The following is a 23,529-nucleotide window of genomic DNA, read 5'->3' on the forward strand; positions in this document are numbered from 1 at the left end:
AAGGAACGAAAGCGCATTCATGGTGCTGGATTTCAGACAATCTAACCGAATGATTGTAGACGTTATACGGAATTTTTTATACCTTTGAAATGTACTCAAAACATAAGCACGAAGAAAATTTAATAAAGGAGGAATTCTTGGTGAGAGAGTCCACAGCTGTAACTGGAGATCAGCAAAGTGTTTTGCCAGGGCTTGATAAGAACGCTATCAGAAAAAAGGCCAGGGCCAGAACTCTTGCCGGTATTGTAAGGAATAAATGGCTGTATATAATGAGTATTCCTGGTCTGTTGTACTTTATCATCTTTAAATACCTTCCAATGGGAGGCATCATCATTGCTTTTCAAGACTATCAGCCGTTCTTGGGAATTGCCAATAGTCCTTGGGTGGGGTTAAAACACTTTGAGCGGTTATTTACAGAACCTACATTCTTTATGCTGCTCGGGAATACGCTTTTGCTGTTTGCATTAAACTTATTCATTTTCTTTCCAATCCCGATTATTTTAGCGTTGATGTTAAATGAAGTGAAAAACAAATATTTTAAGAGTGGGATTCAAACAATTATTTATATTCCGCACTTTATGAGCTGGGTTATTATCGTTTCCATCTGTTATGTATTTTTAGCCCAGGATGGCGGGGCCATCAATGCAGTGATTGCGGCCTTGGGTGGGGAAAAGATTCCGTTCCTGACAGACGGCACCTGGTCCCGGATCGTGTACATCCTCCAAGTCATATGGAAGGAAATGGGATGGTCCACCATCATTTATCTAGCGGCCGTAACAGCCGTTGACCCAGGATTATATGAAGCGGCAAAAATGGATGGGGCAAGCCGATTAAGACAAATCTGGCATGTTACCTTACCTGCCATTCGCCCGGTTATTATTACTATGTTAATTCTGAAAATCGGCCATACATTGGATCTTGGCTTTGAACACCTTTACCTGTTAGTTAACTCCATCAACCGCAATTTTATGGAAATTTTCGATACCTATGTCTATACGGCCGGTATGAAAAACGGGCAGTTAAGCTTTAGTACAGCCGTTGGATTATTCAAGGGGATTGTAGGTTTAATACTCGTCATGGGTTCGAACCGACTGGCCAAGAAATTTGGCGAGGAAGGATTATATTAAACTACTATTTTTACATGAGAGGAGGTCCAGAGGGTTATGGGCAGAATTGGAGAACGGTTTAACAATGTATGTATCGTGATACTCAAACTGGTTTACGTCCAACTATTATGGCTCTTATTCACCTTGACGGGATTAATTATTTTGGGGGTGGGACCTTCTACTTATGCGATGTTTACAGTTATAAGGCAATGGATTAGGGGCAATCAGGACGTTCCAATTTTTCAGACATTCTATGAATCTTATCGGACAGGTTTCAAAGAGTCGGCCATGTTCGGTTTGCTGTACATCGCTGGCGGAACCATTTTGTATGTAGATTTGCTGCATATCCAATCACAGGTTCTAAGAGGTGTCATGATTATCATCGGCATCCTTTACCTTATCTCTCTCAGCTACATTTTTCCGATATTGGTTCACTATGATTGGAAGGGCTTCAAGCTGAAACTGAAGTGTTCCTTGTTGTTCGGTGTATCGTATTTGCAGTATACGTTGATGTTATTTGTCGCACTTGCCGCGGTGTATTTTGTTCTTCTGATGTTTGTGCCGGTGACGATGGTCCTTTTTGGAGTCAGTATTGGCGCCTACATCGTCATGTGGATGGCCAACCAGGTGTTTAAGAGAATTGAAATGCAATCGGAGGCAATCGCTGCCAAGGATCGCACGCAGCCCCTTGAAGGAGGTGGTGGGGCTTAACCGCCTTCTTTTAGCCAAATGATCAAAAAATTGCTTTTCCAAACAATAAATATATTAGGAGATGTAAAAATGGCGAATATCAAAAAATATGGAAAAATCTTAGCAGCAGGCACATTGTTAGCCTCATCACTCGTATTGGGAGCTTGCGGTAAAGAAGACCAAGCAGCAAGCACCAAAAAATCAAGCTCGGAAAAAGTTGATTTGCATGCCAAAACAGACATCAGCTGGAGCCCAATTCTTTATGTGGCAACCGCTCCAACAGATGCCGTTGAGAAAAAAATTGAAGAAGCAACAAATGCCAATATTACGTTCAACTGGATACCGGATGCTACCAAGGATGAACGGATGATCGCTGCCATTGCTTCTGGGGAATTGGATGACATTATTTCTATACCACAGACTTTAATGACAAACTCTTCGGTCCGCCAAGCTCTAAAATCTGGTGTATTCTGGGATGTAAGCAAATACTTGGATGATTATCCAAACTTGAAGAAGATTTCTCAAGACCGCCGGGAAGCTGCTTCTATCGAAGGTAAATTATACGGCGTTCCATTCCTAAAAGACTTTGCCCGTGGCGGTGTGTTGATTCGGAAAGACTGGCTTGATAATCTTGGCATGAAAGTGCCGACTAACTTAGATGAACTTTACGAAGTTGCGAAAGCGTTTACGGAAAAGGACCCAGATGGAAATGGCAAAAATGATACATTCGGTTGGAGTGACAGGAATGAATTAAGATACGGCAGCTTCAAAACACTTGCTTCCTACTTTGGTGTACCAAACGGCTGGGCAGTGGATAAGAACGGCAAGTTTACCCCTGAATTCGAAACGAAAGCCTATAAGGAAACGATGGATTATTCCAAAAAGCTTTATAAAAATGGCTACTTGGATAAAGACTTTGCCGTCACTTCCAAAGATGACCAGCTGCAAAAATTTGCTCAAGGCAAAGCAGGTATTTATGCCGGTTTAATCAGTATTACTCAGCTTAAAAACATGGCTCAAGGCATCAATAATAAAATTGAAATTGTTCCACAAAATAAAATTGCCGGTCCGGATGGAGAATACCGGATTTGGTCTGAAGGAAACGGCGTAAACGGACTTTTAGCATTCCCGAAATCAGCTGTTAAAACAGAAGCGGAATTAAAACGCGTGCTGCAATTTGCAAATGATTTAATGAACGAAGATGTCTTTATGCTAATGACTGGCGGTATTAAGGATACCCACTATACCATCGATGCAAATGGCGCGTACAAAATTTTGGATAACCCATTATGGCAGAAAGATGTTCAAGGCTTCTCCGGTTCTAGACCAAGTGAAATTACGTATAAACTAAAAGATGCGGACCCTGATAAACAATTGGTCAATGACATGATTACAGAGAATGATAAATTCTCCCAAATGGATCCTACGGTTCCACTTGAGTCACAAACCCGCACGGAACGCGGAACTGAGCTGGACAAAATCATCATCGACGCCACCATCAAGTACATCATGGGTGAACTTGATGAAAAAGGCTTCGACGATGCGGTTAAAAACTGGAAAGATTCCGGCGGCGACCAAATGAAGAAAGAATACGAAGAAGCTTATAAAAAAGCCAATAAATAATAATCACTAAATAAATGACGGTCCTTTCCTTTACATTCTTGAAACTTGGGAATAAAAAGGAAGGACTGTTCTGCTATCTTTATCATAAAGATTTTCGTAGATGTTTTCAGGAGGATAACAAATGGAACCAACTGCAGTAACCAGTATTTATAATATCCGTGATTTTGGGGCCGTTAGTGATGGAACAACCTTAAATACCCAGGCCATTTCTAAAGCCATTGATGCTTGTTCGGAAGCTGGCGGCGGCACCGTTTTCGTCCCGGCAGGCACTTTCCTGACGGGGGCCGTTATTTTAAAAAGTAATGTCAATCTTCATTTGGAAGCAGGCTCCACCCTGCTGTTCAGTAACGATGTAATCGAATATCCTGTCGTGCTTTCGCGCTGGGAAGGTGTAAAAAGAGAGGTTTATGCCTCCTGCATCTATGCCGAAAATGCGGAAAATGTCTCGGTAACCGGCCGCGGCACTATAGATGGAAACGGGCAATTTTGGTGGGATATTTTCCGGCGCAAGGAAAATGAATACCCAAGACCAAAGCTTGTCAGCTTCGACACCTGCACCCGTGTATTGATTTCCGGCGTCAAAATGGTCAACTCGCCAAGCTGGACCGTTAATCCGATTTGCTGTGAAGATGTCACAGTGCACAATATCAGTATCCTCAACCCGGACAACTCACCAAATACGGATGGCATTGACCCAGAGTCCTGCCGTAACGTCAGGATATCCGATTGCCATATTGACGTGGGCGATGACTGTATTGCGATCAAAGCGGGTACTGAGGATACAACGGAGAAGGTTCCGTGTGAAAATATCACAATCACCAACTGTACGATGATCCATGGCCATGGCGGCGTGGTTTTGGGCAGTGAAATGAGCGGTGATATCCGCAATGTCACGGTTAGCAACTGCGTGTTTGAGGGGACTGACCGCGGCATCCGGTTAAAATCACGCCGTGGCCGCGGCGGGGTCATTGAGGATGTGCGAGTCAACAATATTGTTATGAAAGGCGTCATTTGTCCGTTTATCGCCAACCTTTACTATTTTTGTGGGCCACGCGGCACGGACAAATATGTTTGGGACAAGAATCCTTACCCAATCACCGAAGAAACCCCTGCGTTTAGACGGATTCATTTTTCCAATATTACCGCCCGTGAAGTCAGTGCGGCTGCCGGATTTTTATACGGATTGGCCGAAATGTATGTCGAGGACATCACGTTTGACCAAGTATCCGTGGCGATGGCCGAAAATGCGGAGCCTGGCATGCCGGCCATGATGGCAGAGCTTGAACCGATGAAGCAGTGCGGATTTTTCTGCTCCAATGTCAGGGATATCCGGTTTAATCAGGTGACGGTATCTGGACATGAAGGTCCCGCCTTTTATGTGGAAAACGGGGAAGATATTGATGTGACAGGCTGCCGTACGAAACAGGCGCTCACGAATGACCTGATGGTGGTATTTAAAAATGTCACAGTTACACAATAATAGAAGGTAAGGGGAAAAAATAGGATGGAATCACAGGAAACTAAACGCCGTCAACTATTTTCGCTGTTGGGCGACTTGCCCAATCGCGATTTTCTCGGTGCGGAAACCGTAAACGAAGTGGATAAAGGGAATTATATTCTGGAATCTTTGCTGTTGGAACTCTATGAAAATGAGAAAATACCAGCCTATTTTGCCCGTCCAAAAACTGTGGAGGGGAAGCTGCCGGTCGTGCTATTCAACCATTCGCACGGCGGCCAGTACCATGTCGGGAAAACGGAATTGATCCAAAGCAGTGCCTATCTCCAGCCAACTTCGTATGCCGAGGAGTTGACCTCGATGGGGTATGGGGTTTTGTGCATTGATATGCTGGGGTTCGGGGAGAGACGGGGCAAGGCGGAAAGTGAAATCTTTAAAGATCTGCTTTGGAAAGGACAGGTTATGTGGGGCCGGATGATTTTTGATAACATCCGCGCTCTCGACTATTTAGAATCAAGGGAAGATGTGGATCTATCGAGGGCAGCTACCTTGGGGATGTCAATGGGCGGCCTGATGGCTTGGTGGCTGTCGGCGCTCGATGAACGGGTGAAGGTTTGTATCGATATTACCGGTATGGTCGATGCCGAAACATTGGTGGCGAACCGCGGTTTGGACCAGCATGGCTTTTACTCCTATGTTCCCGGACTATTAAAATATTTTCGTACTTCTGACATTCAGCGTCTGATTGTGCCGCGCCATCATTTAAGTTTGGCCGGAAATGACGACCGGCTCACGCCTTCTGTCGGGTTGACGATCATCAATGAGGAAATGACAAAAGTTTATACCGAAGCCGGCGTACCAGAGCGCTGGAAGATGGTTCGCTATAACTGCGGCCATATTGAAACAGCCGGAATGAGAGCGGAAGTTTGCCGTTTTCTCGAAAAAAACTTATAGGGTGATGAATCATGTTAGTTGCGCAAGATGGAACAGGACAATTTACAAGCATTCAGGAAGCCATTGACAGTATACCCAAAGACAACACCACCCGTGTGGTGATTTATATTAAGGATGGCTCGTATAAAGAAAAGCTGGAAATTAATAAACCTTATGTTTCGTTCATTGGGACACATCGGGATAAAGTGAAAATTACCTTTGATGACTATGCTTTAAAGCTGTTGGACAACGGCGAAAAAATGGGGACGTTTGGCTCCTATTCCTGCATTGTGACCGGTGATGGCTTTTTGGCCAAGAACATCACATTCGAGAACAATGCTGGCAAAGGCAGCGTGGTCGGCCAGGCGGTAGCGATGTATGTTGATGCCGACAAAGTTGAGTTCCACGATTGTTCGTTTTTAGCCTATCAGGATACATTGTTTACGGCGCCGCTTCCGCCAAAGCCAATCGAAGGAAACAAGTTTGGCGGGCCGCGGGATAGCGTTGAAAAACGGCCATGTCGCAGTTATTTTAAAAACTGCTACCTAGAAGGGGACGTGGACTTTATTTTCGGCTCGGCCACAACGGTTTTTGAGAATTGCGAGATTCATAGTTTAGACCGGAAGATGGATGTCAATGGCTATGTGACAGCCTCTTCGACACCGCTTGGCCAAAATTATGGCTACGTGTTTTTTAATTGCGTGTTATCGAGCAAAGCGGCGGAGCAAACCGTTTATCTAGGCCGGCCATGGCGGGATTACGCAAAAACGGTGTTTATCAATACATGGATGGGCGATCATATTAAACAAGAAGGCTGGCATAATTGGGATAAGCCAAACGCGGAACAAACGACGTTTTACGCGGAGTATAACAGCCGCGGTCCAGGGGGTTGTATGGACAAACGGGTACCATGGGCCAAAATTTTAACGGAAGAACAAGTGACTGAATACACGTTGGAAAAGATTTTTGGGTCCTTGGAGGGCTGGCCGACATTGGGAGGCCGCGAGACAAAGCAGCTACGCGTCTTTTTGGCTGGGGATTCGACCGTCGAAAATGTGAAACCGGAACAGGGAATTAAAAAAGGCTGGGGCCAGCAGATTTCGCCATTTTTTACAGATGAGGTGCAATTCATCAATAAGGCTGCCGGCGGGCGCAGCACGATGAGCTTTATGAAGGAAGGCCGGTTAGCCGAGATTCTCGATGAGATAGAAGCAGGCGACTATTTGTTCATCCAATTTGGCCATAATGACCAGAAAGTCGAGGACGAATCGCGGGGCACGGACCCGTTTACGACCTTCCAGAAGTATTTATCTCAATATATTGCAGGGGCCAGGGAAAAGGGGGCGATCCCGATTCTGTTAACCTCGGTGAATCGCCGCACGTTTGATGATGCCGGAAATGTCATCAACTCAGTGGGTGATTATCCCGAAGCTGTGCGCCAGCTGGCAGCTGCAGAGGATGTCCCGCTGATTGATTTGTTTGAAAAATCCAAGCTGCTATATGAACAGGTTGGGGCTGAAGCCGCAAAGCAATTTTTCGCTTGGTATGAACTGGAGCCTGAAAAACGTGATCCGAAAGTCGATGACACGCATTTTAGTGCTTACGGGGCGACCAAGATAGCCGAGTTGGTGATTGAGGGGATGAACGAGCTTGGGCTGCCAATAAGTGATTATTTAATTGATAGAAAGATTAGCAGACCTATTTTAAAAAGTTAAAATTGAACAAGTGCTGATTCAGTGGAGAAGGGCGTTCCCCACTGAATTTTCCATTTATCGCCGCTTTTCTTTAAATAATGATGAGAGGATTTTGCTCCATGTCTAATCAGGAAACCAGGATGGAAAGTCAGGAAACCGAGTTAGTATGGCAAAGTATCACGTTCGGCCAGTCGACCGATTTAAACTACGCAGGGAAGGCTTTGCCTGAAAAAATAGGCGTCAATTACACGGAACCAGAGTATCCCGGTTCAATTGCCGGAAAAATTGTTTTGGAAAGCCGGGGCGGCAAGCTGGCTCCTGGTCATGACGGAATGACCTTCTATTATACGAAGTTAAATCCCCAACTGCATAATTTTGTACTGGAGGCCGATTTAACAATTGAACAGTTCGGCCCTGAGAATGGGGCCGGGCCGAACCGGCAGGAAAGTGCAGGGATTATGGTAAGGGATGCCATCGGTGCCCCGAGACAGGATCCGATGATTTTCGGATATGAGGAAGTTCCGGCAGCTTCCAACCTGTTTGCTGTGGGGATGATGCGGCACGGAGTCTGCCCGCTGTACCGGACAGGAGTCATGTATCCATGGGGAAACACGGGAAGCATTTTGGTGGATGAGCCCTTTACGGTTGATCCGGCTTACCAAGTTCCTTGCGGGACACCCTTCAGGGTAAGGTTGGAGAGAACCGATTCGGAATTTATCATGTCGGTCACATTTACTCATGTAAAAGAGGAGAAGACTTTTGAGTATAGGGTTGCGGGGGCTGATTCTGTTCAGGTACTAGACCCGGAAAATATGTATCTTGGTTTCTATGCTGCCAGAAATGCGAAAATGACGGTTGAGAACACCAAAGTAACTTTAAGCGAAGCCCGTACTGTTCCAACACCCGCTGCTGCTGAATCGGAGCCAGTTGTGCCGGTTATGGAAATTGTTTCGGCACCAACGTCGGGTTCAGAAGAGTATGAAGTGAAAGTTGTGGCAAATGTTCAGGGCAATATCGATTTGCTGAAAGATGGGGTTGAAGTGGCAAGGGGGGCTTTTGTTGAGAAAAGTGCAGCCTTCTCTTTAAGTACCGTACTGGAGCGGGAAACCACTGAATTTGAAGTTGTTTTTACAGCAGACAATGGAACACAGATAACGAAAAATTTGGTGGTTACAAAAAGGGTTTTCCGGAATGGTGCCGGTCTGTTCGTTTCGCCAGAAGGGACTTCAAATGGAAAAGCAACATTAGAGGAACCGCTTGATCTCGAAACCGCGATTCAATTTGTACTTCCAGGTGAGATGATTCTTCTGCTGGAAGGCACGTATACTCCGTCAGCCACGATTAAAATTCCAAAGGAATATAGCGGCATTGCTGGACAGTTGAAAACATTAATGGCCTACGGGAACAGCAAAGTGGTCATCGATGGGCAAGAAAGGCTCCCTAATGTCCTTTTTTTAGAGGCTGACTATTGGCATGTAAAAGGAATGGAAGTCACGAAGGCGGCCAGGAGCGGGATGAGAGTGAGTGGAGACCAAAATGTGATTGAGGGGATGGAATTCAGCTATAACGGCGATACCGGATTTATCCTCAGCGGCGTGGGTTCGGCTTCTGAATATTGGCCAAAACATAATTTAATCTTGAACTGTGAATCGCATGATAATCGTGATGCCACAGACGACAATGCCGATGGGTTTGCTGCCAAACTCGGTGTCGGGGTCGGAAATATTTTCAGAGGGAATATTTCGCACCACAATATCGATGACGGCTGGGATTTATTTAACCGGGCCAATGAAGGACCCAATATGCCCATCATATTGGAAGGAAATATCTCTTATTCCAATGGCAAGCTCAGCAATGGTTACCGGAAGGATGGAAACTCCGGAAGCGGCTTTAAACTGGGCGGGGAAGGCCTGCCGGTAGACCATATTGTCCGCGGCAATATTGCCTTCAATAATAACTTGGATGGCTTTACGGATAATTTTAATCCCGGAAAACTTTTGCTGGAGAACAATATTGCTCTTAATAATAAGAGATGCAATTTCATTTTTAGGATTAGTCCATACTTTACACCGGATGAGCAATCGGTGTTTAAACATAACCTCTCCATCCGGACGGAAGCAGGCACTCTAAAAGATTTTATTACCGGAGATGCTGACGAAACGAATTATTTCTGGGACGGATGCAAGACCGTTAACAGTTTAGGGGAAATCGTTCATTTAGAGGAGTTTGCAAGCCTGGGCATTCCAGATCAATTTGACCGTGATGATGCTGGGAATATTAGTATCGGTGATTTTTTAAGCCGGGGGACCGATAAGGTAAAATAGAGAGGAGATAAAACGGGGACTGGCTTGGATGATGCCGGTCCCTGTCATCTTTATAATACCTTGAGTATTTCTGGTTGTATCTTTTCAGGTTCTGTCGTCGGTGCAAACCGCTCTACTACATTGCCGCTGCGGTCCACGAGAAATTTGGTGAAGTTCCACTTGATGTTTTGAGTAAGAAGCCCCTTTTTCTCTCCCTTTAAAAATTTAAACAATGGGTCAGCATTGTCGCCATTAACATCCACTTTGGCAAACATTGGAAACGAGACTCCGTAATTCAACTGGCAAAATTGCGTGGTCTCCTCAATATTTTCAAATTCCTGATTATGAAACTGGCTGCACGGAAACCCAAGCACCTCAAGGCCCTGCTCATGGTATTTCTCATACATCTCCTGCAGCCCCTTAAACTGCGGCGTAAACCCGCACTTGCTCGCCGTATTCACAACCAACAAAGCCTTCCCCTCATAATCCTTTAACGACTTATCAGTCCCATCAGGCAGCTTCACCGTAAAATCATAAACCGTCGTCATCAAAACCCCTCCACAATTTCCAATTATTTCAAGAGTATTATAACACACTTTACCTAAGTGGGGGCCTGTCCCCCGCCCCGTTAAAGCGTTACTCTAGTGGGGGCCTGTCCCCCGCCCCATTAAAGCGTTACTCTAGTGGGGGCCTGTCCCCCACTCCGTTAAAGCGTTACTCTGCTGGGGGACAGTCCCCAATTGTCATCTGTTGAATATGAATAAAATTGGGGGATGTGTGGTAATCCCTAGACTGCTGTTTATTGGAGGGGAAGTTTTGAAGTTTGAGTATGGTTATACGTTTGGTCTGCCTCGGAAGGTTGTTTGGAAGTATATCAAGGATGAAGAGATTCTAAGGAAGTCCATTCCCAATTGCAAGTCGTTTGTTGAAACGTCTAAAGGTACTTATCATGCTGCCATCGACGTCAAATTGGGACCTATCCAGGATGAGTTTAGATTGGCAATAAAACGTCAAACGGAGACATCCCCATCGTATTACCGACTGCTGGTTAAAGGAAAAGGAAACCTCGGGGAAGTGGACGCCATTGCCGATATCTTTCTCGAAGAAAAAGAACCGGGAACAACCAGGCTGACCTGCAAAATGGAAGGCAAGCTGACCGGCGCACTTTCCATGGCGGGCAAACACCTGACAGGAGGGGGCTCCAATAAAGGCCTGGATACCTTCTTCCAAACCGTCGAAAAAGAAATAAAAAGAAGCTTATATTACATGAAGAGAAGGTAATGGGGCCAGTCCCCCAATGCATTAACGTGGTAAAGGGAGGCCCCCGATAAATTGTATAATGGCGTTTTCCAGTTCAATGTTGTTTGATTCCACCCATTCGTCTGGGATAATGGTATAGCGGCAGCTGCCGTTCTGTAGGTAGCTGTAAATGATTTGAGCTGTGTCAATTTCGGTTTTGCTCAGATTTGAGCTGTCTTGAATTTTAATTGTCGTAAAATACTTAAGCATATTCATTTTAATAGAAGCGAGCATCTCCTCGAATCCATAGGACAAAATAGCATACTTAGCACTGAATAATACTTTGTTTCGTCTTATAAGGAAAAGCTTAAAATGGTCGTCATCAAGATATTCAAGGATGGCGATATTTTTGTTTTCTTCTATAAAGCCAATGACCTTTTCTTTGTTTAATAGGAAGTGAATGGCATCCAGATCATCCCGATACTTCCTGGCGGTTTCGAAGTCAAGCTTAGCAGAGGCCTCGTTCATTTTATTCGTCATTTGGTTAAGCAGACTCTGGTCGGTGCCATTTAATAACCCAATGATATTATTTATAATAGCTCGGTATTGTTTTGCTGCGGCATCGCCAGCACACATTCCTATGCACAATCCCAGGGAGTAGTTCAGGCAAGTTGAAGTCTTTTTAGAAGGCTGAGTGCACAGGATTCTGCAAAATTCCTTTATTCCAATGATGGCCTTCTCTATAGTATTCTTACTGATAAATGGTCCAAAGCACAATGTACGATCATTAGGTGAGGGGTCAGCCGTCACATTTATTTCAGGGTACTCGTGGTCCATTTGTATGGTGATATAAGTATAGCCTTGCGGATTTTTCATTTTTCTATTAAAAAAAGGTTTTATGTTTTGAATTAATTCACACTCCAGAATAAAAGCTTCAAATTCCGTATCAGTTAATCTGACTTCGATATCATCAATATTATTTTTCAGTTTGATAGTTTTTTTGGAATGCGAACTGGAATTCTGAAAATAAGACTGGACCCGCCGTTTGAGATTTTTGGCCTTCCCTACATAAATAACATTGCCATAACCATCTTTCATAAGGTAGACCCCTGGAGTCGAAGGAAGGTGCTTGACTTTTTCTTTTAGCATCAACATCAATCCCCCATTTCAATATATCTATTATTCTAACATGAAAGGGGCCTGTCCCCCAGCGCTTTAAAGCAGTGGGGGACTGACCCCGAGGTATTTTTGATATATAATGGAAGGCGAAATAACTAATCCAAATTTTAACATGGACATAAGATGTTATGAAAGAGGTGATTTCAGTGCTGAAGCTAGGTTTGAAATGTTCGTGGGAGCCGGAACAGCTCAATGACAGGTTAAAATATAACCCAGATATAATCGAACTGCACTTAAATGAGGATGATTTGTTTGGAGCCAAAAGACAGCAGTTGGAAAATACCATCTCTATGCTGATAAAAAGGGGAATACAGGTTTTTTTGCATCATCCCACTAAATACCATGGCAACTACCTTAATATCAACCATGAGCGAGAAGAAGATTATCTTTTTTATCATCTGTCTGCCAGAATCCTCGCGGAGATCTGTTCAACCCATTCCATTAAATGTGTGATTCATCCACATTACATATTAACGAATACCTGTGCAATCAATAAGGAAAATACAACAGAAATCATCCAGGAATTAAACAAGATTTTGTCTTACGGTAAAGATGTGTTTTTATGGGAAAACTCCATCAATGGTGTGTTTACCTCACAAAATCCAAATTGGTTCGAGGACATCGTTAAACCGTTAAATCTGCAGTTGGCCTACGATATCAGCCATGCGTTCATCTCGTTTAAGGGTGATAATGACTTATTGTTCAATCAGATTCAACAGTTTGATTCCTATATTCAATATTTCCATGTTGTGGACAGTGAGGGACTGAAGCATGACGGTCTGCCATTGGGGACTGGGCGTGTTAATTGGAAACCGATTATCCCTTATCTGATAAACCGGCCTTATATTTATGAGGTTGTCCTGAAAGACAGGTATAATGCCGGCGAGATGGTGGATAGTCACAAATATTTGCAGGATATAATAAAATAATTTTATTAAAAAAAGGCAATGGCATCGGCCGTTGCCTTTAAATTTGTCCGAAAAAAAAAAGATGGGGAAGATAAAAAGTTATGTAATCAGTTTTGGCCCAACTAAAGAATCTGGGATCCAGCAAAAGGTCGATAAGGATAGTAATATGTTTCATTTTTATCCAACGAAAGATATTGTGTTTTAAAATATTATAGTGTTATAATGTAGTAGCATGATAATATGGTAACGTACTAAAGCGAATTTAAAACACAATAAGGGTGGTTTTTTATATGAAACGTTTAGCAGTTACGATTCTAGCAATCGCCTCGGTATTTATGCTCCTTACTGCATGTTCGGGCAGCACGACAGGGACAAAGGCAAAGGACGATACCTTGGTGGTTGGGATTGACGATGCATTCGCACCAATGGGATTCCGCGATGAAAACAACAAAATCGTTGGTTTCGATATTGACCTTGCCAAAGCAGCGGCTAAAAAGATGGGCATGGATATAAAAATCCAGCCAATCGACTGGAAAACCAAAGAATCTGAACTAAGCAGCGGCCGGATTGACCTGATTTGGAATGGTTATACTATTACTGATGAACGGAAAAAGAAAGTTCTTTTCACAAAACCATATCTAAAAAATGCACAAGTAGTGGTGACTAAAAAAGATTCGGACATCACCAAATTGGCAGACTTGCAAGGCAAAGTGGTCGGACTTCAATCACAATCTTCTGCTGCCGATGCATTGAATGCCAATCCGATTAAATCCAAGGTTAAAGAAGTAACCGAGTTCGGCGACAACGTGATGGCCTTGAACGACTTAAAGAGCGGACGCTTGGATGCTGTGGTTATTGACGAAGTCGTTATTGATTATTATATGACAAAAGAAAAAGATGCCTTTAAAGTCCTTGATGAATCACTTGCCCCTGAAGAATATGGGGTTGGTGTGAAAAAAGGAAACGAAGAGTTATTGAACAAGCTTCAAAAAGCATTGGATGAAATGAATGAAGAGGGCACGGCCGCAGACATTTCAACTAAATGGTTTGGAGAAGACAAAGTGTTAAAATAATGATTATAATGCAAAACAGGATTTCCAAAGGGAATTCTGTTTTGTTTTTGGAGGATTTCTTCTATGTCGTTTGATTATTTTGTATCCATCCTAATGCCCATGCTCGAAGGGGCCAAAATGACGATTTTGCTATTCTTTATCAGCATTATTGTCTCGATCCCGCTGGGCTTTTTGCTGACATTGGCAGTGCAGAGCAGGTTCAAGCCGCTTTCCTGGCTGGCACAAACCTATATCTATGTTTTGCGCGGCACGCCGCTATTGCTTCAGCTATTATTTATCTGTTTTGGATTGCCGATGATCCCAGGAATTGGGGAGTACTTAGTTTTGGACCGGTTTGTGGCTGCTTGTTTAGGGTTTGTGCTAAACTATGCCGCTTATTTTGCGGAAATATTCCGCGGCGGGTTGCTGGCGATTGATAAAGGTCAATATGAGGCCGCACAGGTTCTTGGGTTTAACAGGTGGCAGATGACGACCCGAATTATTCTGCCGCAAATGTTCAGGATTGCTCTTCCGGCCGTTGCCAACGAATCGGTGACATTGGTCAAGGACACGGCCCTGCTATATGCAGTAGCAGTACCGGAATTACTGCACTTTGCGGAGACTGCGGTAAACCGTGACTTTACCATTTTCCCGTTTGTCGTGGCGGGTGTCATTTATCTATTGATGACACTTATACTTACCATGTTCTTTAAATGGATTGAACGGAGATTTACGTTTGAATAAGGAGGGGGTCCTAGCATGGCCATTATGGAAGTAACGAATCTGAAAAAGTCTTATGGCAATCTGGACGTGTTAAAACAGATTACCTTTGATGTGAATAAAAATGATGTTGTCGCTGTGATTGGCCCCTCCGGTTCGGGGAAAAGCACGATGCTCCGCAGTCTGGTCCATCTTGAAAAAATTGACGGCGGAAGCATCCGGGTTGGCGATGAATATCTTGTGAAGGATGGATCGTACGCGAAGCCGCAGGAAATCAAGGGGATTACCTCGAAGATGGGCATGGTATTCCAGCATTTTAATCTGTTCCCGCATTTGACGGTGAAAGAGAATCTGGAACTAGCACCTAAGCTGGTGAAGAAGGAATCGGCGGCTGAAATTAGTAAGCGCAGCACCGAACTTCTTGGGAAAATCGGCCTGACAGACCGGGCGGGAGCGTATCCAGCGAATTTGTCTGGCGGTCAAAAGCAGCGAGTGGCCATTGCCAGGGCGCTGATGATGAATCCGGATATTATGTTGTTTGATGAGCCCACTTCTGCACTGGACCCAGAATTGACTGGAGAGGTGTTAGAGGTAATGAAGGGCCTGGCAGAGGAACATATGACGATGATTGTCGTTACCCATGAGATGGGCTTTGCCAAGGAAGTGGCAAACCGAGTCATCTTTATGGATAACGGGGAAATCATTGAATCCGGCCATCCGGCCGATGTGCTGACGAACCCGCAACATGACCGCACAAAGGCATTCTTGAATCGTAGTTTAAAATAATCGTCTTGTTAGCTGAATGGGGCCTGCCAGTGGAAGGGCCCTATTTTTTTATGCTCATTGTTCTATGTGACCGTGAAGCAGGAAAAGGAGAGCTGAGGGTCACGTATAAAGGGTCTACGTGACCGAGAAATCGAAATAAGTTGAGTCTGGGTAACGTAGAAGGAATATACGCGACCGAAAACGAAGGAAGGATGGCGTTTCGGTCACGTAGGGGCGGAAGGAAATACCAATGGCATGTATGGACTTTTTAATAAAAATGGCTTTGTTAAACGATATTGTTGTTTTTCTTAACTCTGTTGATTGGAGCGGAAGGCACTCGACTCCTGCGGGAGTGAGGGGCTGGAGAGATCCCGCAGGCGCTTCCAGCGCCGAGAAGGCTCCCCGGCACGCCCGCGGGTTCGCTGAGTGACTGGAGCGGAAATCAACAGCCATATTTAATAGAGCAATAAAAATAAATAGAGTGTTTTTCTAACGCCCGAGCCGGTCCCAAAAACTGTGTGAGGGTAAATAGGGCGGCTCCTTAATACCCGAGCAAGCCCTAAAATGCGCCCGAGGGTAAATAGAACGGCCCCTAATGCCCGAGTCAGCCAAAAATCATAGGTTAAGGAAAATAGAAGCTCGTTCAAGAAGGCTAATAGGATATAATAAAGGAAGAGTTAGCAGCTTTCCTGTGACTAGAAAAACAGTAAAGATGGGAGGTAAATCCGATGAAACCAAATAACAAACCTACAATCTATTGGTCCCTTCTCCACCACAAGGATTGGAATATGTATCTTGCTTCCACAGATACTGGCCTTTGCTACGTTGGCTCACAGAATATGCCATTTGAGGAATTGGCTGAATGGGCCCACAAACATTTTCCCGGCAGCCCACTCACCCAAGACGAGCCAAAGCTAAACCCCTACAGCGAAGAGCTGATTGAATACCTCGATGGAAGAAGAACGAGTTTTACCTTACCAACTGACCATCATGGCACAGAGTTTCAACAAAACGTCTGGCAGGCTCTTTGTAACATTCCCTACGGTAAAACGGTCACCTATTCGGATATCGCCCATGCCATTAACAAACCCGCAGCAGTTCGTGCCGTCGGCGCCGCCATAGGTGCCAACCCCGTGTTAATAACCGTGCCCTGCCATCGTGTAATTGGAAAAAATGGCGCCCTAACCGGGTACCGCGGCGGCTTGGAGATGAAGAACCGGCTTTTGGAATTAGAGAAGATTGGCAGCATAGTAAAGCAATAATCCGTCCATAAAAAGAGCACCAAAAAGCACTCCATATAACGGGTGCTATTTTTTATAACCTTGCATCCAAAATGATTGATTACTCATTCATTAAACGATACACTTGTTTTAAAAATATTCAGATGAAACTAAAAAGAAGAGGTGATGGCAATCCTATGATAAAGGTAGAAGTGAACCAAGACGTGATATGTATAGAAGGAAGTGTGGTCAACTCCGGCCGAAAACTAGGGACCGTGTATGCTTTTCTGGTGGACGGCATGCTGGTAGATACCGGACCGCAAATCATTGAATCAGATTTCACTTCTTTTTTTCAAGACCAAAACTTTGAGTTAGTAACTCTAACCCATAGCCATGAAGACCACTCCGGAAACGCCTCGTGGATTCAGAAGACCAAACAGGTGCCCATCTATGTCCATCCACTGGGGGTGGGAATATGCGCCAAAGCATCGCCTTATCCGAAATATCGCCAACTGGCTTGGGGAGTGCGTGAGGAATTTCAAGCGCTGACGCTTGGGGGCACCATTGAATCACAGACCCGCCAATGGAAAGTCATCTATACACCAGGACATGCAGAAGACCATGTATCCTTGCTCGACCAAGACACAGGTGTGTTGTTTTCAGGTGATATATATGTCAACCCAAGGACAAAAGTCATTATGGACAGTGAATCCATTCCTGTCATCATGAACTCCATTCGAACCCTGCTCTCCCATGATTTTGATTCTATGTTTTGCTGTCATGCCGGGTACATTCCAAATGGCAAAACCATGTTAAAAAAGAAACTGGAATACCTAGAAAACCTTAGTGGTGAGGTTGAAGTGCTTTATAAAGAGGGTCTTTCAGCAGAAGAATTAAAACAAAAATTATTTCCTAAACAATACCCGATCATTCATGTTTCCTCCGGTCAATGGGACTCTTTGCATATCATCACGTCCATTTTATCAAACATACAAAAGGTGGAAACTCACTAAATTTCCAGAAACAAACTAGTAACTTAATATGTTGAAAGAATATTTGTTTGATATAATAATGGATAGACTAAAAAAGAATTGGAGTGAGCAGCTATGCAACTAACAAACGCAGAAGTATTTAATACACAGCCTAGTAATTCAACTTTTAACGTTCTTTTAACCTTCAAAAATGACCGCACAGCCATGTTAAATTGCCGGGTGGAAGGGGATAAAGTGACGGCCTATAATATTGGAACCATGGGCGGCACTTGCCCTTGCTGCTTCAAGCCAACCTGTTCAAGCCTATATGCGAAGCGCCATGAACTGCTGCTTCAAGCTCAAAGTTCCATTGAGGTTCCTGAGGAACTGCTATCAGCAAAAGAACTAGTGAACAGTTAAATTTTTCAAACGGAGGCCTGGCCTTTATGCGCACGATTCGCGTATAAGGCCAGGCCTTTTTTGGGGTAAAACATTTGAGTTTTTGGCCAATGTTTAATACAGTGGTTAGAGGTTACCAATAGGAAAGAAGGGTTTTACGTTGAATAAGCTGCAACAAGGGACACCGGCATTCCGCAAGGCCAATTTTGCCTTATTTGCCGGAGGCTTTATCACATTTTCAATCCTTTACGACGTCCAGCCATTGATGCCGATTTTCTCAAAAGAATTTCATGTTTCCGCCGCCACGGGAAGCCTTACCTTATCGGTCACCACCTTCACACTGGCCGTCTCGATGCTGATTACTAGCTCCTTGTCGGAAGCTTGGGGGCGCAAAATCATCATGGCCGCTTCGCTTCTGCTCTCATCGTTAATCGTCATCTTTACCGCGTTTAGCCCAAGTTTTGTATCTCTATTGGGATTTCGCGTCCTCCAAGGAATCGTTCTTGCCGGGCTTCCGGCCATCGCGATGGGTTATCTCGGGGAAGAAGTGGATCCTAAAAGCTTGGGGGTGGCCATGGGCATTTATATTAGCGGTAATTCCATTGGCGGAATGGCCGGCAGAATCATTACCGGAACCGTTACCGACTTTTTCTCATGGCGGATTGCCATGGGAAGCATTGGCTTGATTAGCCTAATCCTGAGCATTTGGTTTTGGCGGCATTTGCCAAACTCCCAATATTTTACCCCGCAGCCGTTAAAATTAAAACCATTATTCGTTTCGTTGTTTCGCCATCTAAAAGACCCAGCGCTGCTTTGTTTATACGGGATTGCCTTTATTTTAATGGGCTCCTTTGTCACCTTATATAATTATATCGGCTTTCAGCTGTTGGAGCCGCCATATGGGCTGAGCCAAACAATTGTGGGCTGGATTTTTATCGTCTATTTAACCGGAACGTTCAGTTCCACATGGATGGGAAAATTATCGGACCGGCTGGGCCGAAAAAAGGTCTTATCCATGGGTCTGGTGATGATGATCAGCGGCGCGGCCATCACCCTTTCGACACCTCTGCTTTTAAAAATTGCCGGCATTGCCCTGTTTACCTTCGGCTTCTTTGGTTCCCATTCGATCGCCTCGAGCTGGGTTGGGCGAAGGGCACAAACGGAAAAAGCACAAGCCTCGTCGTTATACTTATTCTTTTACTACAGCGGCTCGTCTCTTGCGGGAACAACCGGAGGATTTTTCTGGACACATTTTGGCTGGCATGGAGTCATAGGATTTATTGTCCTGTTACTTCTATTCGCTTTCCCGCTGACTCTCAAACTTTCAGCCATACCGGCCAAAGTTCAGACGAAACGGGCGTCCCAGATTCAGCAGAACTGACAAATGGCAATGGTGAAAAAGAACATAGGGATACAAAGAAACGGCCAGCTGTTGGAAAGCTGACCGTTTTTCTATCATTGAATGGCCGGAAACTTCATTTTTACAGTGAACTCTTCGTCCTTATGGACAAAATCCAAAAATCCTTGGTGGCTATGGATAATTTCATCAATGATTTTTGTGCCGAGGCCTTCATGCCCAACCTTTGTTGTTTTCCCAAAAGACTCGAACAACGAATCCAACACCTTCGTGGGTACCGGCAGGCTATTATTTTTACAAATCAACAGATACAGCCCGCTTCTTTTATAAAATTGCAGGGTAATCACGGCTTGGTCTTGGTGCTGCTTCTGCCACTCTTCACAGGCATCGATACTGTTTGATAAAAGATTGCCAATCAGGGCAACGATGTCTTGGTCGGTTAATGGCAGGGTGGATAGGGGCAGATCGAAATCATAAACCAAACTAATCCCGCTGCCCTTAGCGCGGCGGTACATCTGGTGCAGGACGCCGGCCACGGCACCGCGTTCACCCTTAATCGAGAGATTCGTTTCCTCATATCCGTCAACCAAGTGATCAAGATAGGTTTTTGCCTCGTCATACGATTGATTTTCGAGCATAAAGTGAATCGCCGAAACATGCTTGAGGAAGTCATGACGCTCACTGCGGACAATCCGAAAGGTCTCATTGAAATGGGCCGTTTGTTCCTGCAATAATTGAAGCTCTTGGCCAAAATCCGCTATTTTTTTGGCCGCCTTTAACCTGAGAATTTCCAAACCGAGAAAAATGGCAAACGGCACGAGGTACGCCCATGAAGGGTGTACCTTTATGTATAGGATGAAAAGCAGAAGCTGCAGGAAAAAGAACACCCCATTCCATTTCAGTCCTAGAACGGAAACAGGGAGGTTCAGTTTCTGATACAAATAATAAACAACCGCTATTACAATGACGAAACCTATGTAAAACGGAATGTCCCAGGGCAGAGTTGCCAGCAGCGCCTGGAAATGGGCAAAACCCAATCCCGCAATTATTCCCCAATAAATCAGTTTCTCCTTCAAACTGTTCCCGCCTTTAAAAATAGTTTTCTTGTAAAAAGTCGACCTTTTCCTTCGTAATCATTGCCTGTTGCTCGATTCCCTCAAAGGTGACCACATACGAATTTTTCGCATAAAGGGAAAAATTTTTTACATAGTGGATGTTAATGATGAACGAGCGGTGCGAACGGATAAAGTCCCGCTCGCGTAATTCCCCTTCCAGTTCGTTAAGGGTTTGATAGGTTTTGATGCTCCCAGACTTGGTGTAAATGGTGGAGGAACGTCCCGATCTTTCTATAAAAATAATATCCTTCTTTTGGATAATATGAATATCGTTCTTATGCTTGATATATAGCCTGCCGGCAATCTCGGCCGATTGGGTCTTTTCCTTCAGCCGCTCAATGGATTTGACCAGCCGGTCTTTCGTATAAGGCTTCATGATATAATCATGCACATTCAATTCAAAGGCGTGAACGGCATAGCCGCTGTTAGCGGTCACAAAAATCACCGCGATATTTAGTGCGTGCGAATGAATAATATCGGCCAATTCATAACCCGATAAACTAGGCATCTCAATATCGGCAATCAACAAATCAATCGTTTCTTTTTTGATATGTTCATAGGCTTCTTCGGCAGAAGTGGTCGCAAACACCATCTCCAAATCGGGTAAGCCGCCGACAATGGCCGTCAATTTATCTAAATCTATGTACCGGTCATCGACCAGACCGACCTTCATCATAAGCTGCCCCACCTATCCTGCCAAAATAACACTATAAGTATATTTTACCATTTTAAAGGGGGTTTTGGCATTTTCACGACATAAAACGGACATTTCACGACAGAACTGATGATTTCGATTTGTTTTCTTTGTATGATGACATCAGAAACAACCAAACGGGGTGGGAGAGAAATGATCGAAATCCATGAAGTAACCAAGAAGTTTCAAGATAAAAAGAAGTTTGTCACGGCATTAAAGCATGTCACTTTTTCAGTAAAAGAAGGCCAGGTCGTCGGACTGATTGGTGAAAACGGTGCCGGCAAAACAACCTTGTTGCGGACGATTGCGACATTACTGACGCCGACAGAAGGGACGGTCACAGTCGCTGGCTTTGATACGATGAAAAATCCTAATGAGGTGAAAAAAAGAATCGGTGTATTATTTGGCGGCGAAACAGGGCTATATGACAGGTTAACAGCCCGCGAAAACCTGGAATACTTTGCCTCCCTGTACGGGTTAAGTAAACATGAAACGAAAGTGCGGATTGATGACTTGTCGAGAATGTTCGGGATGCGCGATTATTTGAACCGGAGAGTGGGCGGTTTTTCCAAGGGGATGCGGCAAAAGGTGGCGATTGCCAGGACGTTGGTCCACAACCCGGAGATCATTTTGTTTGACGAACCAACGACAGGATTGGATATTACTTCTTCCAACGTGTTCCGCCAGCTGGTCCATCAGCTGAAGCGGGAAGGCAAAACGATTATTTTTTCCAGCCATATCATGGAGGAGGTTTCGATGCTGTGCGACTCGGTGGCCATGATGCATAAAGGAGAACTGGTCTACCAAGGCAATCTTGAGGCATTGTATAAAGCCGAGGGCAGCCGCGATTTGAACTATATTTTCATGAGTAAGCTGGTAAGGGGGAACGAACACTATGCTTCTTAATATTTTTCTAAAGGAATTGAAGGACTGCTTCCGAGACCGGCGGACACTGTTGTTAACCGTCATGCTGCCGGTCATTATGATGACCGGGCTAACCTTTTTCTATGAAAACTTGATTTCTGACGGTGATGAAGAAAAGTATCGGCTGGCTGTATCAGAATCGATGGATCATGACCTAGAGGCCATTTTTGCAGGATTTAAAAATATTGAGTTGGTTGAGGCTGCCGACCCAGAGGGCGTTTTGGAAGATGGAAAAGCGGAAGCTGCGTTGGTGTTTGGCAAAGGTTTCTCCAGCCAGATTCGCACTGGAGAGAAGGCGGAAGTGACGATTGTCGGCGATACCTCCAGCCAGAAATCATCGGTGTTAAGCGGCATGGTACAAACAGCTTTGGGTGCCTATGAAAAATCAATTATTGCCCAGCGGATGCAAGCCAATGGAAGTGACCCGAGCTTGGTTGAGCCATTAGTGATTCAACAAAGAGAAATGGCGGATCAAAATGAAAACACAACACTATTGGCAATGCTCATCCCATTAATTTTATCGATTGCCATCGGCATAGGCTCCAGTCCCGCTGCGGCGGATTTATTTGCCGGAGAAAAAGAGCGGAAGACAATGGAAGCCTTGTTAATCACCCCGGTTAAACGATCGACCCTGCTGTTCTCCAAGTGGTTGACCATTGCCGCAGTAGGAACGGTTACAGGGATTGTGACATTAGCGGTGGTGGTCATTGAAATTCAACTGTTGACGGAGAATTTAAAGAAGGCTCTTTCCTTTGGGGAGCAAACGTACGCCATTATTGGGCTGGCCGTCGTCATTTCAGTCATCTATGCCATGTTTAATGCTTCCTTGCTAATGCTCGCTAGCATCATCGGCAAAACCGTGAAAGAGGCACAAAGCTACAGCACGCCGGTGTTAATGCTGTCCATGTTTCCGGCCATGGGCTTATCTAGTATGGGGATTAACGAGTTATCATTCCAGCACTTTGCGATTCCGATAATGAACCTGTTCAGTCTGCTGAAAGAACTGGTTTTTGGCATCATCGATTATCAGCATATTCTGATTGCCTTAACAAGCAACCTGCTCTGTATGATTGTCTTGTTTATCATTGGGAGAATGATGTTTCTAAAGGATAAATGGGTAATGAATTAAAAAAACGGGTGTCAAGCGCCGGATTGGGACATGAGTCTACACCGCGCTGACA

22 protein-coding genes are annotated in these 23,529 nt (G+C 44.6%); 18 read left to right on the forward strand and 4 right to left on the reverse strand.

The genetic code is table 11. From position 1 onward, the window contains the following. The first annotated feature begins 269 nt into the window (after positions 1-269). The 7 genes from ACY8D0_RS24455 to ACY8D0_RS24485 all read left to right on the forward strand — a co-directional run bounded on the left by ACY8D0_RS24455 (position 270) and on the right by ACY8D0_RS24485 (position 9,826). Positions 270-1,127, forward strand: coding sequence for an ABC transporter permease (locus tag ACY8D0_RS24455; RefSeq protein ID WP_462413170.1), 858 nt, complete (start codon positions 270-272; stop codon positions 1,125-1,127). Positions 1,128-1,163: 36 nt separating this feature from the next. After that, positions 1,164-1,817, forward strand: a complete 654-nt coding sequence (locus tag ACY8D0_RS24460) for a YesL family protein (protein WP_462413050.1) — start codon at positions 1,164-1,166, stop codon at positions 1,815-1,817. A 69-nt stretch (positions 1,818-1,886) separates the two neighbouring features. Continuing rightward, positions 1,887-3,419, forward strand: coding sequence for an extracellular solute-binding protein (locus ACY8D0_RS24465; protein ID WP_462413051.1), 1,533 nt, complete (start codon positions 1,887-1,889; stop codon positions 3,417-3,419). 121 nt (positions 3,420-3,540) lie between these two features. Beyond that, a complete protein-coding gene (locus ACY8D0_RS24470) occupies positions 3,541-4,899 on the forward strand; it encodes a glycoside hydrolase family 28 protein (protein WP_462413052.1) in 1,359 nt (452 codons plus the stop codon). Positions 4,900-4,923: 24 nt separating this feature from the next. Beyond that, the gene (locus tag ACY8D0_RS24475; RefSeq protein ID WP_462413053.1) at positions 4,924-5,829 is read left to right on the forward strand and encodes a dienelactone hydrolase family protein; all 906 of its coding nucleotides are present in this window, start codon (positions 4,924-4,926) and stop codon (positions 5,827-5,829) included. An 11-nt stretch (positions 5,830-5,840) separates the two neighbouring features. Beyond that, entirely contained in the window at positions 5,841-7,523 is a 1,683-nt protein-coding gene (locus ACY8D0_RS24480; RefSeq protein WP_462413054.1) for a pectinesterase family protein, read from the forward strand. A 98-nt stretch (positions 7,524-7,621) separates the two neighbouring features. Further along, a complete protein-coding gene (locus ACY8D0_RS24485) occupies positions 7,622-9,826 on the forward strand; it encodes a right-handed parallel beta-helix repeat-containing protein (protein ID WP_462413055.1) in 2,205 nt (734 codons plus the stop codon). Positions 9,827-9,876: 50 nt separating this feature from the next. Here the strand turns inward: ACY8D0_RS24485 and ACY8D0_RS24490 are convergent, their stop codons facing one another. Further along, on the reverse strand, positions 9,877-10,353 hold the full coding sequence (locus ACY8D0_RS24490; RefSeq protein ID WP_462413056.1) for a glutathione peroxidase: 477 nt from the start codon (positions 10,351-10,353) through the stop codon (positions 9,877-9,879). 268 nt (positions 10,354-10,621) lie between these two features. Between ACY8D0_RS24490 and ACY8D0_RS24495 the strand changes: the two genes are divergently transcribed. Continuing rightward, positions 10,622-11,086, forward strand: a complete 465-nt coding sequence (locus tag ACY8D0_RS24495; protein ID WP_462413057.1) for an SRPBCC family protein — start codon at positions 10,622-10,624, stop codon at positions 11,084-11,086. A 21-nt stretch (positions 11,087-11,107) separates the two neighbouring features. On the opposite strand, the gene ACY8D0_RS24500 is transcribed toward ACY8D0_RS24495, so the two are convergent. Next, positions 11,108-12,142: a UvrB/UvrC motif-containing protein gene (locus ACY8D0_RS24500; RefSeq protein ID WP_462413058.1), complete on the reverse strand. Its 1,035-nt coding sequence runs from the start codon at positions 12,140-12,142 to the stop codon at positions 11,108-11,110. A gap of 227 nt (positions 12,143-12,369) precedes the next feature. On the opposite strand from ACY8D0_RS24500, the gene ACY8D0_RS24505 reads away from it, so the two are divergent. The 8 genes from ACY8D0_RS24505 to ACY8D0_RS24540 all read left to right on the forward strand — a co-directional run bounded on the left by ACY8D0_RS24505 (position 12,370) and on the right by ACY8D0_RS24540 (position 19,639). Next, entirely contained in the window at positions 12,370-13,152 is a 783-nt protein-coding gene (locus tag ACY8D0_RS24505) for a sugar phosphate isomerase/epimerase family protein (RefSeq protein WP_462413059.1), read from the forward strand. 269 nt (positions 13,153-13,421) lie between these two features. Next, complete coding sequence (locus ACY8D0_RS24510; protein WP_462413060.1) at positions 13,422-14,204, forward strand: amino acid ABC transporter substrate-binding protein; 783 nt, start codon at positions 13,422-13,424, stop codon at positions 14,202-14,204. Positions 14,205-14,267: 63 nt separating this feature from the next. After that, positions 14,268-14,927 (forward strand): amino acid ABC transporter permease, encoded by a 660-nt coding sequence (locus ACY8D0_RS24515; RefSeq protein ID WP_462413061.1) that lies wholly within the window; start codon positions 14,268-14,270, stop codon positions 14,925-14,927. Positions 14,928-14,942: 15 nt separating this feature from the next. Then, positions 14,943-15,689, forward strand: a complete 747-nt coding sequence (locus ACY8D0_RS24520; RefSeq protein ID WP_462413062.1) for an amino acid ABC transporter ATP-binding protein — start codon at positions 14,943-14,945, stop codon at positions 15,687-15,689. Positions 15,690-16,396: 707 nt separating this feature from the next. Next, the gene (locus ACY8D0_RS24525) at positions 16,397-16,930 is read left to right on the forward strand and encodes a methylated-DNA--[protein]-cysteine S-methyltransferase (RefSeq protein ID WP_462413063.1); all 534 of its coding nucleotides are present in this window, start codon (positions 16,397-16,399) and stop codon (positions 16,928-16,930) included. Between the two features lie 155 nt (positions 16,931-17,085). Then, on the forward strand, positions 17,086-17,901 hold the full coding sequence (locus tag ACY8D0_RS24530) for an MBL fold metallo-hydrolase (protein WP_462413064.1): 816 nt from the start codon (positions 17,086-17,088) through the stop codon (positions 17,899-17,901). 93 nt (positions 17,902-17,994) lie between these two features. Next, positions 17,995-18,279, forward strand: a complete 285-nt coding sequence (locus ACY8D0_RS24535; protein ID WP_462413065.1) for a hypothetical protein — start codon at positions 17,995-17,997, stop codon at positions 18,277-18,279. Positions 18,280-18,418: 139 nt separating this feature from the next. Continuing rightward, positions 18,419-19,639 (forward strand): MFS transporter, encoded by a 1,221-nt coding sequence (locus tag ACY8D0_RS24540; RefSeq protein ID WP_462413066.1) that lies wholly within the window; start codon positions 18,419-18,421, stop codon positions 19,637-19,639. A gap of 74 nt (positions 19,640-19,713) precedes the next feature. Here the strand turns inward: ACY8D0_RS24540 and ACY8D0_RS24545 are convergent, their stop codons facing one another. Both ACY8D0_RS24545 and ACY8D0_RS24550 read right to left on the reverse strand, forming a co-directional pair. Beyond that, positions 19,714-20,691, reverse strand: coding sequence for a sensor histidine kinase (locus tag ACY8D0_RS24545; RefSeq protein ID WP_462413067.1), 978 nt, complete (start codon positions 20,689-20,691; stop codon positions 19,714-19,716). Between the two features lie 13 nt (positions 20,692-20,704). Continuing rightward, entirely contained in the window at positions 20,705-21,406 is a 702-nt protein-coding gene (locus tag ACY8D0_RS24550) for a LytR/AlgR family response regulator transcription factor (RefSeq protein ID WP_462413068.1), read from the reverse strand. Positions 21,407-21,577: 171 nt separating this feature from the next. Between ACY8D0_RS24550 and ACY8D0_RS24555 the strand changes: the two genes are divergently transcribed. Both ACY8D0_RS24555 and ACY8D0_RS24560 read left to right on the forward strand, forming a co-directional pair. Further along, the gene (locus ACY8D0_RS24555) at positions 21,578-22,330 is read left to right on the forward strand and encodes an ABC transporter ATP-binding protein (RefSeq protein WP_462413069.1); all 753 of its coding nucleotides are present in this window, start codon (positions 21,578-21,580) and stop codon (positions 22,328-22,330) included. After that, positions 22,320-23,477 (forward strand): ABC transporter permease, encoded by a 1,158-nt coding sequence (locus ACY8D0_RS24560; protein ID WP_462413070.1) that lies wholly within the window; start codon positions 22,320-22,322, stop codon positions 23,475-23,477. Before ACY8D0_RS24555 ends, ACY8D0_RS24560 begins: the two co-directional genes overlap by 11 nt. The last annotated feature ends 52 nt before the right edge of the window (positions 23,478-23,529 follow it).

It is taken from the genome of Neobacillus camarae, assembly GCF_054950115.1.